Origin of the sequence: Chryseobacterium sp. SNU WT5 (genome assembly GCF_007362475.1) — a bacterium.
In the GTDB taxonomy this organism is placed as follows: Bacteria; Bacteroidota; Bacteroidia; order Flavobacteriales; family Weeksellaceae; genus Kaistella.
Window position 1 is genome coordinate 1,252,932 of record NZ_CP041687.1, and the last position, 11,914, is coordinate 1,264,845.

Here is an 11,914-nt window from a genome sequence, read left to right on the forward strand (position 1 = left end):
AAGTTATATTTTTGCACACTGAACCGCGGAAATTCAAAAATTTCTGCAATATTATATTTATGAAAAAGTATTTAATAATTGCTCTTGCATTCTTTGCATTATCTGCCTGCAACAGACAACAGGATTTGGCATTGAAAAGTGCGGATAAAGATTATATCCTAAAAGTTGCGAACGAAAAATTTGAAAAGAAAAAGTGGAAAGACGCTTTGGCCCTGTACGAAAGACTTTCTAATTTAGTTGCTGGAACAGATGATGCCCCAAATGTGGTATACAATTCTGCCTATGCGAACTATTATGATAAAAACTACAAGTTAGCCGGCCATCAGTTTAAGAATTTTGCAGTAACATTTCCACAAGATCCGCGAACTGAGGAAGCATCTTACCTGTCGGCTCTTTGCTACTACGAAGGTAGTATGGATTACAACTTAGACCAGACAAGTACAGAATTAGCGATTAATGAATTGCAAAACTTTCTTAATAGCTACCCCAATTCTGACCGCGCAAAAAACATCAACGAACTGATTGATGAATTAACTTATAAGTTAGAATTTAAAGCGTATGAGAACGCGAAACAATATTATAAGATGGCCGAATACAAAGCAGCAACTACTTCTTTTGAAAATGTTCTGAACGACTTCCCAAGTACAAAATTACGTACGAAAATCTATGATTATATTCTACAATCTAAATATGAATTAGCTGTAAACTCACAATATCAATTGAAGAAAGACCGTATTGAAAGTGCTTTGGCTTTTACAAAACAGATTGAAAAAGAAATGCCGGGAACTGATCTAAGCAAGACTGCTGTCGATCTTCGAGGTAAATTAGCCAAAGAAAAAGAAAGCTTTCTGGAGCTTGAGAAAAAAGTCGAAGCTCGTAACAAAGAGATTAGAGAAAAACAAAAAGAAGCGGAAGCAAAAATCAATTTGGAAAAAGAGAAAGAAAGTGCAGAGAAATAAAGCTACATGATGTCGCGGTACATCTCTTATCTAGCAATATTTCCACCAACAGTGACTTTTGAAATTAAAAGATAATCACTACATTTGCAAATTCCAAATATAACAACCAACTGAAAATGAGCGTAAAAGATTCTAAAGCCGAATTAAGTACTATAACTTACGATAGAGATAAAATTGAAGAGAATGTAGGTTCTATCTATGAAGCGATCGTGGTAATGGGAAAGAGAGCAGAGCAGATCAATGCTGAAATTCGTTCTGAACTTCATAATAAACTAGACGAATTTGCGGTGCACAATTCAACTCTTGAAGAAGTTTTCGAAAATAAAGAACAAATTGAAATTTCTAAGCATTACGAAAAACTTCCAAAACCAACTTCAATTGCAATTCAAGAATGGTTAGATGAAGAGATCTACTATAGAAAAACAGACGAAAGAAACTAATTATTTATTTCTTTAATTATTATAAAAGTCGCGAAACAACTGGTTCGTGACTTTTTTATTTAAATAGCGTAATTAGTGAAACACCATCTTCATTAATTAAAATTTAAGTAAATTCGTTTCACTTTAAAATTACCTCAATGAAACTTCAGGATAAGAAAGTACTACTCTGCATTTCTGGCGGAATTGCTGCCTACAAAATTAATTACCTCATCAGAGATCTTATCAAAAAAGGTGCTGAAGTTCAAGTTTTAATGACGCCTTCCGCGGAACAGTTTGTTTCTAAACTAACGCTATCTACCCTTTCCAAAAATCCAGTTTACAGCGACTTTTATTCTGAAAACGGAACATGGAACAATCATGTAGAATTTGCACTCTGGGCAGATGTTATGATACTTGCACCTTGCACCGCAAATACCTTATCGAAAATGGTCCACGGGACTTGTGACAATTTAGTTCTTGCAACTTATATGTCTGCAAAATGCCCTGTATTTATTGCGCCTGCAATGGATTTGGATATGTATCAACATCCTTCTACCAAACAAAACTTAGAATTAGCAGAAGACTTCGGACATCATATCATTCCTGCTGAAGATGGTGAACTGGCAAGTGGTTTATCTGGTCAAGGACGAATGGCTGAACCAGAAACGATTGCAAGAAAAATAGCAGATTTCTTTCAAACCAATAAAACATTAGAGAACAAAACCGTACTCATTACGGCCGGACCAACTTATGAAGCGATTGATCCGGTTCGATTTATCGGAAATCACTCTTCGGGTAAAATGGGCTTTTCAATAGCGGAAGAAGCTGCCAACCGAGGTGCCAAAGTGATTCTTATATCAGGTCCCAGTTCTGAGAAAATACAGCATTCCAACATAGAAATTTACCGTGTTACCTCCGCAAAAGAAATGTTTGATAAAGTCTTTGAACATTATCATGATGCAGATATTGCAATTGCCAGCGCTGCTGTTGCAGATTACGCTCCGAAAGTAATTGCAAAAGAAAAAATCAAAAAGAATGATGATTCTTTAACTATAGAATTAGTTAAAAATCCCGACATTCTGAAAACAATGGGTGAAAGGAAAACCACACAATTTCTTGTTGGTTTTGCGCTGGAGACTCAAAACGAAGAAGAAAATGCGAAAGGAAAGCTGCACAAGAAAAATCTCGACATGATTGTACTCAATTCATTGAAAGATGAAGGTGCTGGTTTCAAAGGAGCTACCAATAAAATTAAGATCATCACCGAATCAACTTTAAACGAATTCTCTTTAAAATCTAAAAAAGAAGTTGCGAAGGATATTTTAAATTTTGTTGAAGAACAGATTTTGAAATAATATGTCTAAATTCCCGTTTTCAATTTTTAATGCAACAATGAAGAAATTTTTCACTCTTTTTATTATACTCCTTTCTTTTCAAATCAGTTTTGCGCAAGAACTTATTGCAAATGTGCAAGTTAACGCCGAGCAATTAGGCGGAAGTAATACTCAGGTATTTAAGACGTTAGAAAAGAATCTAAGGGATTTCATCAACAATACCAGTTGGACAGGAAAGAAATTGCAGAATTTTGAGAAGATCAAATGTAATTTCGCGATTATCATCAATGAAAGAAGTGGCAGTAACAGTTTTAAAGCCAGCATCGTGGTACAAGCTGTTCGTCCGGTTTTCAACACCACTTACGAAACGCCACTATTGAATCTCAATGATACCAATTTTGCTTTTGACTATACCGAAAACGAAAATCTTGTTTTTAACGAGCGACAATTTTCAGGTAAAAATTTAATTGATGTTATCAGCTTTTATGTTTACACAATTTTAGGTTATGATGGCGATAGTTTCAAAGCAAAAGGTGGGCAGGAATGGTTTGAGAAAGCGCAGAAAATTTCTAACAACTCTCAGAATCAAAACTTTTCCGGCTGGTCTCTAATAGAAGGACCAAGAACAAGAGCCGCCTTAATTGATAATCTGTTAAAACCCGAACAGACCATTCTAAGAAACATTTACTACAGCTACCATCGTGCGGGTTTAGATAATCTTGGGAATCAGGACCAGAGTTCTGGTAAGCGAATCGTTTACGATGCATTGATCCAACTGAAAGAATATGAAAATAATTTCCAGATGAATTATCCTGTAAATGTATTCATCGATACCAAAAAACAGGAAATATTTGACATCTTCAATACAGGTAATAATGCAAATGTTAATATGGCAGATCTAAAAGCATTATTTACCATTCTTTCACCGAAGGATATCGACTCCAAATGGAATAAGTGGAAGTAAATAGTTTTCGAGATTAAGGTATTCATGCGCAAAGTTTAGCATCCACGTTCATTTATTCGCAGAATCTCTTTTAATGTCTTAAATTTGCAGATTGCAAAATACTTTATAATTCAAACTGCTTTTTCAACTTATGCTTTCAAGAATATTTATTCAAAATTTCGCACTCATCGATTCACTCGAAATCACTTTAGACAAAGGTTTACAGGTTATTACGGGAGAAACAGGTGCGGGAAAATCGATCATTCTTGGTGCATTACGTTTAATCTTGGGTGAGAGAGCAGACAGCAAATCCATTCAAAGTTCTGAAACTAAAAGCATCGTTGAAGCAGAATTCATCGTTAATGAAAGTTTCAAAAACTTCTTTGATGAAAATGATTTAGATTTTGAAATCAATACAGTCATTCGAAGAGAGATTTTACCAACAGGAAAATCCAGAGCATTTATAAATGATGTCCCAGTTACGTTAGAAATTTTAAAAAAACTTTCTGAGAAACTGATTGATATCCATTCCCAATTCGAAACGTCAAATTTGTTTGATGAAGAATATCAGTTCCGAATGATTGATGGCCTTTCAAAAAACAAAACATTAATTGTCAATTATCAACAAGATTTCTCGGCGTATAAAAAGTTAGTTCGCGAACTTGACCAATACAGAAAGCAGCTTTCTGAAGGCAACAAAGAAAATGACTATAAAGTATTCTTATTAGAAGAATTACTGGAGGTCAATCTGGATGAATTTGACTTAGAAGACGTTCAACATCAATTAAGTAAACAGGAAAACGCCGAAACGATTATCGAAAATCTATCTTTAATTTTTAATAAAATTGATCAGGAAGAAATAGGTTTACTGGATTCGATGCTCGAAGTTAAAAACAGATTAGCTAAAGTTGCAACCTTATCACATGAATACTCAAGATTAAATCAAAGATTTGAGGAAACTTTTGTAGAGTTTAAAGACCTTCTTTTCGATCTTCAAAACGAAGCGGAAAAAATGGAAACAAGTCCGGAAGTGCTTTCTGAGTTGTCTTCCCAGTTGAATAAGATTAATTCTTTATTTTTAAAACATAAAGTAAATTCTATCGAAGAACTGAAAGAAATTCGTAATGAGATTCAGAATGAACAAACTGGTTTCGCCGAATTAGAATTATTAATTGATCAAACCGAAAAGAAAATTAAAATTGCTGCTGAACAATTAACAAAGGCTTCAACTGAATTATCACAAAATCGTAAGAAAGAGATTCCAAATTTCATTAAGAAAACCGAAAAGTTACTCAATCAGTTAGGATTAGAAAAAGCTAAAATTGAAGTACAGTTAGCTGATGCCGATACTTTTACTAATTTTGGAAAAGAAAACATTCAGTTACTATTTCAGGCAAATTCAGGTTTCCCATTAAAACCAATTCAAACTGCAATTTCAGGTGGTGAACGATCCAGAGTGATGCTTTCCATTAAAAAACTAATGGCAGAAAATGCAGAACTTCCAACCTTAATCCTTGATGAAATTGATACGGGAGTTTCGGGGAAAGTTGCCGAAGAAATTGGAAATGTGATGAAAGACATGTCGGAAAACATGCAACTCATCGTCATCAGCCATCTTGCGCAAGTCGCTGCCAAAGGGAATAATAATTACAAAGTAATCAAAAGAGAGGTAAATGGAAAAACCCAATCCACCATTATCCCTTTGAACCATGACGAAAAATTACAGGAAATTGCACAACTCCTTTCTGGTAGTAAAATTACTGATGCTGCGATCTCGCAGGCGAAAGAGTTGATGAAGTAAAACTATATACTCATGGATTTGCTATATGCTTGATTTCTAGTATTTTTCGCCGCTTACCTTCTTCTATTTTTAAGAATTAAAAGAAAAGGAATTAAAAAAAATTCAAAGGATAATATTCCTAGTTCGAATGACTTAGGCGAACTTTTTCAAATATATTTAATTTTTACGATTCTTGTTGGTTTCACTATCTATTTCCTGTTTCGGTAATTAATTTGTAACATTTTCCTTATTTTTAGACTTATCTATAAAAGTAAGACTATGTATTGGAGACTTCTACAACTTGAATTCAAAAATTTTATACGGAATCCGCAATTCGGCGCCAACCTTGGAATGAAAATTCTGATGTTTTTCGGAATGGCCTATTTCAGTGCCATATTCGTGGCGTTGCCTTTTCTACTCTATTTTTTCGCTAAGAAGAAAATGGACGCAGATCCACTGATGCTCTTCTGCAAATTTTTTATTTACTATTGGGTTTTTGATTTATTGGTTCGTTATTTCTTACAACAGATGCCCACCCAAAACATCAAACCTTTTCTTACTTTAGGAATTACCAAGAAAAAATTAGTCAACTATACGGTTCTGAAAATTCTTGTTAATTTCTTCAATTGGGGAAATTTATTATTTCTTCTCCCCTTTGCTAGCTTACTTATTTATGATGGCGGATATTCTGTAATCCATGTAATCATGTTTACCATTGGGATCTTCGCTATCTTCTATTTCAATAACTTTTTGAATATTTTGCTGAACGGAAAGAGCGCGGTGGTATTAATCGTATTCGGCGTGATGGCAGCTTTCGCCGCTTTGGAATATTATGGAATCATTCAACTCTCATCTTACTCTCAAAAAATATTCTACAGCTTTTATGAATATGCGGGCGTTTTCCTTATACCTGTATTATTGGCAATTTCAGTCGCATATCTTGCTTATCAGGAAATTTATAAAAACTTTTATTTAGACAAAGGACTGGAATTAAAAGTCGCAGAAGGAAAAACAGAGAATATCGAATTTCTAAACCGTTACGGAGTAATGGGGACTTTTATTAATAATGATATCCGGCTACTAAAAAGAAGCAAGGCTGCAAAGTCTGCTTTATTCGCCAGTGTTATGTTTCTATTTTACGGCTTACTGACGTTTACTAAAGGATATGACAACAGTTTCATGCAAGTCTTTATGGGAATTTTTGTTACAGGAGGATTTATGCTCATGTTTGGTCAACGGGTACCAAGTTGGGACAGTTCTTATTATCCATTAATGATGACTCAAAATGTGCCGTACAAAGAATATCTGAAAGGTAAGTGGTCGCTGATTATTATTGGTATTTTCACTTCAATGATCCTAGCATCTGGTTATCTTTTAATTAGCTGGGAATTTTATCTCACCGTATTTGCGGCAGGTCTTTATAATTTAGGAGTTAATTCATATATCACTCTTTTAGCAGGAGCTTTTAATAAAAAACCAATTGACCTCAACTCGAAAAGTAAATCTTTCGGCGGCGGCGGAAATAATTTCAACATGAAAACAATGCTCCTGATGCTACCTCAAATGGTGTTACCGATGGCTGTATTTGCAATCGTTAAATACTTCTTCGGGATTTATCCGGCAGTAGCCAGTCTGGGAATCTTAGGAATTATTGGTTTCCTATTGAAAAATAAAATTTTTGATGTTATCGTGAAAGTTTACAAAACCGAGAAATATTCTACCCTTGAAGCCTTTAAAAAAGTTTAAATTTAAAATCTGTTCTATTAATTAAAATATTTAAATAATGATCTCAATTCAAAATATATCTAAAGTTTACGGAACCAAAAAAGTTCTTCATATTGAAAACCTCGAAATTCCGAAAGGCGAAAGTTTCGGATTGGTAGGAAATAATGGTGCTGGAAAAACAACTCTTTTCAGTCTTTTATTAGATTTAATAGAACCTACAACGGGTTTCATAGAAATTGATGGAAACAAAGTCAACGAAAATGAGAACTGGAAAAAGAAAGTTTCTGCCTTTATCGATGAAACTTTCTTGATCGGCTATTTAACACCCGAAGAGTATTTCTATTTCTTAGGAGAACTTCGTGGACAAAATAGAGCCAGCGTTGATGAATTCCTAAAACAGTTTAATGATTTCTTTAATGGTGAAATTTTGAGTGCTAAAAAGTATATCCGTGACTTATCAAAAGGAAATCAGAAAAAAGTCGGAATTGTTGGAGCTTTAATAGGAAAGCCAGAAATAATTATTTTAGATGAACCTTTTGCAAACCTTGATCCTTCTACCCAAATCAAATTGAAGAAATTAATTAAAGAATGGACTCAAAATGAGCAAGTAACGTTTCTAATTTCAAGTCACGATCTCGCTCACACGACTGAAGTAAGCAACCGTATCGTTCTGCTCGACAAAGGCGAAATTGTCAAAGATATCATAACAACGCCGCAAACATTAAAAGAGCTGGAAGATTTTTTCACAACCTCCGTTGAAGCGACGGCTGAAATATAAAATTCTGGTAAAAACCCTAACAAAAATTCCGAGTTCAGCACTCGGAATTTTTTGATTTATAATTAATCTACGCTCTGCTAGATGTTTAAACCATATCTCCCGGTTTCACCCATTCATCAAACTGTTCCGCCGTCAACAAACCTAAATTGACCGCTTCTTCTTTCAAAGTGGTTCCATTTTTGTGAGCCGTTTTTGCAATTTTTGCTGCATTTTCATAACCGATATGCGTATTCAAAGCTGTTACCAACATTAATGATTTTTCAACCAGTTCTTTAATTCTTGGTTCACTCGGTTCAATCCCGATAGCACAATGATCATTAAATGAAATACACGCATCGCCTAACAATTGAGCAGATTGTAAGAAATTATAAGCCATCACCGGCTTGAAAACGTTCAGTTCAAAATTCCCCTGCGTGCCGGCAAAAGATATGGTCGTGTCATTTCCGAGAACTTGCGCACAAACCATGGTCATCGCTTCATTCTGGGTAGGATTTACTTTACCCGGCATGATTGAAGATCCCGGTTCATTTTCTGGGATATGAATTTCACCAATTCCACTTCGCGGTCCAGAAGCCAGAAAACGAATATCCTGCGCAATTTTGAAAAGTGAAACCGCCAATTGTTTTAGAGCTCCATGACTTTCTACAATCGCATCGTGAGCAGCAAGTGCTTCAAATTTATTCGGCGCCGTCACAAACGGAAGACCTGTAAATTCTGAAATATATTTTGCTACTAAAACATCGTAACCTTCTGGGGTATTTAATCCTGTTCCAACAGCGGTTCCACCAAGCGCAACTTCTTGCAAATGGTCGAAAGTATTGCTAATCGCTTTCATCGCATAATCCAATTGGGCCACGTAGCCCGAAAATTCCTGACCCAAAGTCAACGGAGTAGCATCCATTAAATGTGTTCGTCCAATCTTGACCACCGTTTTAAAACTCTCTGCTTTTTCATGTAAAGTGTTTCTCAGTTTTTCTACGGCAGGCAAAGTATGTTCAACTACTTTTTTGTACGCCGCAATATGCATTGCTGTTGGGAAAGTATCGTTTGAACTTTGGGATTTATTGACATCGTCATTGGGATGAATTTCAGATTTTTCACCTAAAGTTCCGCCATTATTTACGTGTGCTTTATTCGAGATCACCTCGTTTATATTCATGTTCGATTGTGTTCCAGAACCGGTCTGCCAAATCACTAATGGAAACTGATCATTTAGTTTCCCCTCCAAAATCTCATCGCAAACTTTCGCGATCATGTCTCTTTTCTCGTTGGGGAGTACACCTAATTCAGCATTCGTAAACGCTGCAGCTTTTTTCAAATAAGCAAATGCTTCTATAATTTCGTGTGGCATCGAAGCTTCAGGTCCGATTTTAAAATTGTTTCGCGAACGTTCAGTTTGTGCGCCCCAAAATTTATCTGCTGGAACCTGCACATCGCCCATCGTGTCTTTTTCTGTTCTGTAATTCATTTTTTTATAAATTTTAAGAGCAACCCGTTTTTCGCTGCTCTTCTGGTTCAGTCCCGCTTTCCACTATATCTTTTACTCCACTGCGTTTCGTAAAAGGATGCCGTTACAATCGGGGCTATAATTCAATTTTATGTTATCTTTCAAAGGATTGAGAATCCAATTCTTTAAAATTAAACAATTCTACCCAAAAGCACAATTTATAACCATTTTAAATATCAATTGAACCTAGTTATGCTGTTTATAAAGACTATAAATTTTCCTTATTTTTGCATCTTCAAAAACCAAATTTATTATGGAATTTCATTACCAAGAACCTTTTCCAATTCTGAAGGACGAAACACAATATAAAAAACTCACTTCTGAATATGTAAAAACTGAGTTTTTGGGCGATCGCGAGATTTTGACCATCGATCCGCTGGGTTTAGAACTATTGGCAGAAAATGCTTTAGCCGATGTCTCTTTCATGCTTCGGTCTTCCCATTTGCAGAAACTAAAAAATATCATCGACGATCCGGAAGCGACCGACAACGATCGTTTTGTCGCCTATAATCTTTTACAAAATGCGGCAGTAGCAATTGAAGGCGCATTACCTTCTTGCCAGGATACGGGAACTGCGATCTGCGTGGCGAAAAAAGGAGAAAATGTTTATACAGGCGTTGAAGATGCTGCCTGGATTTCCAAAGGGATTTACAACACATACCAAGATCGAAACTTAAGATATTCCCAGATTGTTCCTTTAACCATGTTCGAGGAAAAGAATTCCGGTTCAAATCTCCCCGCACAAATCGACATTTATGCCGAAAGAGGAAACGAATACAAATTTTTATTTTTAGCAAAAGGTGGTGGTTCCGCCAACAAAACATTTCTTTATCAAAAGACAAAATCTTTATTGAACGAAAGTTCTTTGGATGTATTTGTCCGTGAAAGAATTATGGATCTGGGAACCGCCGCTTGCCCACCTTATCACCTAGCACTCGTCATTGGTGGAACTTCTGCAGAAGCAAACTTAGCCGCAGTGAAAAAAGCAAGTGCAGGTTATTATGATCATCTTCCAACTGAAGGAAATATGGGCGGCCAAGCCTTCCGAGATCTGGAATGGGAAAAAAGAGTTCAGAAGATTTGCCAGGAAAGTTCCATCGGAGCGCAGTTTGGTGGAAAATATTTAACGCATGATGTTCGCGTAATTCGTCTTCCCCGTCATGCCGCAAGTTGTCCCGTCGGAATGGGAGTTTCCTGCTCTGCAGATAGAAATATCAAAGGAAAAATAACGAAAGATGGAATCTTTTTGGAGCAACTGGAAGTTAATCCCAAACAGTTTTTACCTCTAACTCCACCACATTTAGAGGAAGCAGTTTCTATTGACTTAAACCGGCCAATGTCTGAAGTCTTAGCGGAATTATCTAAATATCCGATTAAGACACGATTAAATCTAAATGGAACTTTAATCGTTGCACGCGATATTGCCCATGCAAAGATCAAAGAATTGTTAGACAGCGGCCAACCAATGCCGGACTATTTCAAAAATCACCCGATCTATTACGCGGGTCCTGCAAAAACTCCAAACGGAATGGCCTCTGGAAGTTTCGGTCCTACCACTGCCGGAAGAATGGATGTTTATGTTGATGAATTTCAATCGCACGGCGGAAGTATGATCATGCTTGCCAAAGGAAATCGTAGCAAAGACGTAACCAACGCTTGTCACAAATACGGCGGATTTTACTTGGGATCAATCGGTGGACCCGCTGCAATTTTAGCAAAGGAGAACATAACCTCTGTTGAAGTTGTTGATTTTGAAGAACTTGGCATGGAAGCAGTTCGCAAGATTGAAATTAAGAATTTCCCAGCGTTCATCATCTCTGATGATAAAGGAAATGACTTCTTTGAATCAATTGCAGCGAAATAATATTTAAAATCAGTTTAAATTACAAAAATGAGTGATAAAACTTTTGTAACAACAGAAATTTATCCTATTTTTGCCTAAAATCTATTACGATGATCCTGTTATCAGCATTTTATCCTTTCTATCAGTTTCTTTGGACTATCTACTTCGTATGCATGTTCCTTATAGGATTCTGGTGTATCTTTATGTTCTTTGGATATATCATCCCACTTTGGCTTACTGCTGGACTGGCTGAATACTTCGGAAAAACAAAACCTTTCGATCCGGAAGAAGTAAGAAGAAAAATAATGACAGAACAGGAAGGAGTAGAGCTTCTTTACAGCAATCCAAAAGGGCGTGGCCCATTTCTTCACACCGACGGTCATCACTAGTTGATGTCATTGCTCTCCCACTTTAATTCCGGGAAAAGCAATCACAAAGCAAAATCATATATAATAATCAGTTTCTATTTTTAGGAACTGATTTCTTTTGTGCAATTTGCCTCTGTCAGAAGTATGTTATTCAACTTCCAAGGAGGGGTTTTTCTAGGAGCTTCAACAATAGTTTGTACTTAGAAAAACCCACCCGCTTTCCACTATATCTTTTCTTCGTCGTACCTCCTCAAAAAA

Annotated in this window: 10 protein-coding genes; 9 read left to right on the top strand and 1 reads right to left on the bottom strand. The window is 36.0% G+C overall.

From position 1 onward, the window contains the following. The first annotated feature begins 59 nt into the window (after positions 1 to 59). The 7 genes from FNJ88_RS05975 (at position 60) to FNJ88_RS06005 (ending at position 7,938) form a co-directional block, all read left to right on the top strand. Entirely contained in the window at positions 60 to 959 is a 900-nt protein-coding gene (locus FNJ88_RS05975) for an outer membrane protein assembly factor BamD (RefSeq protein ID WP_143852313.1), read from the top strand. Positions 960 to 1,075: 116 nt separating this feature from the next. Further along, positions 1,076 to 1,399, top strand: coding sequence for a DNA-directed RNA polymerase subunit omega (locus FNJ88_RS05980; RefSeq protein ID WP_143852314.1), 324 nt, complete (start codon positions 1,076 to 1,078; stop codon positions 1,397 to 1,399). A 137-nt stretch (positions 1,400 to 1,536) separates the two neighbouring features. After that, a complete protein-coding gene (gene coaBC, locus FNJ88_RS05985; RefSeq protein ID WP_143852315.1) occupies positions 1,537 to 2,733 on the top strand; it encodes a bifunctional phosphopantothenoylcysteine decarboxylase/phosphopantothenate--cysteine ligase CoaBC in 1,197 nt (398 codons plus the stop codon). 37 nt (positions 2,734 to 2,770) lie between these two features. Beyond that, positions 2,771 to 3,676: a DUF4835 family protein gene (locus tag FNJ88_RS05990; RefSeq protein WP_143852316.1), complete on the top strand. Its 906-nt coding sequence runs from the start codon at positions 2,771 to 2,773 to the stop codon at positions 3,674 to 3,676. Between the two features lie 130 nt (positions 3,677 to 3,806). Next, entirely contained in the window at positions 3,807 to 5,456 is a 1,650-nt protein-coding gene (locus FNJ88_RS05995; RefSeq protein ID WP_143852317.1) for a DNA repair protein RecN, read from the top strand. Positions 5,457 to 5,714: 258 nt separating this feature from the next. Then, positions 5,715 to 7,181, top strand: a complete 1,467-nt coding sequence (locus FNJ88_RS06000; RefSeq protein WP_143852318.1) for a DUF5687 family protein — start codon at positions 5,715 to 5,717, stop codon at positions 7,179 to 7,181. A 37-nt stretch (positions 7,182 to 7,218) separates the two neighbouring features. Beyond that, on the top strand, positions 7,219 to 7,938 hold the full coding sequence (locus FNJ88_RS06005) for an ABC transporter ATP-binding protein (RefSeq protein WP_143852319.1): 720 nt from the start codon (positions 7,219 to 7,221) through the stop codon (positions 7,936 to 7,938). Positions 7,939 to 8,023: 85 nt separating this feature from the next. Here the strand turns inward: FNJ88_RS06005 and fumC are convergent, their stop codons facing one another. Next, the gene (fumC, locus tag FNJ88_RS06010) at positions 8,024 to 9,406 is read right to left on the bottom strand and encodes a class II fumarate hydratase (protein WP_143852320.1); all 1,383 of its coding nucleotides are present in this window, start codon (positions 9,404 to 9,406) and stop codon (positions 8,024 to 8,026) included. Positions 9,407 to 9,698: 292 nt separating this feature from the next. Here fumC and FNJ88_RS06015 point away from each other — a divergent pair, with 292 nt between their 5' ends. Together FNJ88_RS06015 and FNJ88_RS06020 are read left to right on the top strand one after the other, a co-directional pair. Continuing rightward, positions 9,699 to 11,309 carry a fumarate hydratase gene (locus FNJ88_RS06015; RefSeq protein WP_143852321.1) on the top strand — a complete coding sequence of 537 codons (1,611 nt, stop codon included), beginning with the start codon at positions 9,699 to 9,701 and terminating at the stop codon, positions 11,307 to 11,309. 89 nt (positions 11,310 to 11,398) lie between these two features. Continuing rightward, on the top strand, positions 11,399 to 11,677 hold the full coding sequence (locus tag FNJ88_RS06020) for a hypothetical protein (protein WP_143852322.1): 279 nt from the start codon (positions 11,399 to 11,401) through the stop codon (positions 11,675 to 11,677). Positions 11,678 to 11,914 lie beyond the last annotated feature (237 nt).

Coding starts and splice junctions, on each gene's coding strand:
- FNJ88_RS06000 (WP_143852318.1), top strand. CDS start 5,715: ATGTATTGGAGACTTCTACAACTTGAATTCAAAAATTTTATACGGAAT.
- FNJ88_RS05995 (WP_143852317.1), top strand. CDS start 3,807: ATGCTTTCAAGAATATTTATTCAAAATTTCGCACTCATCGATTCACTC.
- coaBC (WP_143852315.1), top strand. CDS start 1,537: ATGAAACTTCAGGATAAGAAAGTACTACTCTGCATTTCTGGCGGAATT.
- FNJ88_RS05980 (WP_143852314.1), top strand. CDS start 1,076: ATGAGCGTAAAAGATTCTAAAGCCGAATTAAGTACTATAACTTACGAT.
- FNJ88_RS05990 (WP_143852316.1), top strand. CDS start 2,771: ATGAAGAAATTTTTCACTCTTTTTATTATACTCCTTTCTTTTCAAATC.
- FNJ88_RS05975 (WP_143852313.1), top strand. CDS start 60: ATGAAAAAGTATTTAATAATTGCTCTTGCATTCTTTGCATTATCTGCC.
- FNJ88_RS06015 (WP_143852321.1), top strand. CDS start 9,699: ATGGAATTTCATTACCAAGAACCTTTTCCAATTCTGAAGGACGAAACA.
- FNJ88_RS06005 (WP_143852319.1), top strand. CDS start 7,219: ATGATCTCAATTCAAAATATATCTAAAGTTTACGGAACCAAAAAAGTT.
- fumC (WP_143852320.1), bottom strand. CDS start 9,406: ATGAATTACAGAACAGAAAAAGACACGATGGGCGATGTGCAGGTTCCA.
- FNJ88_RS06020 (WP_143852322.1), top strand. CDS start 11,399: ATGATCCTGTTATCAGCATTTTATCCTTTCTATCAGTTTCTTTGGACT.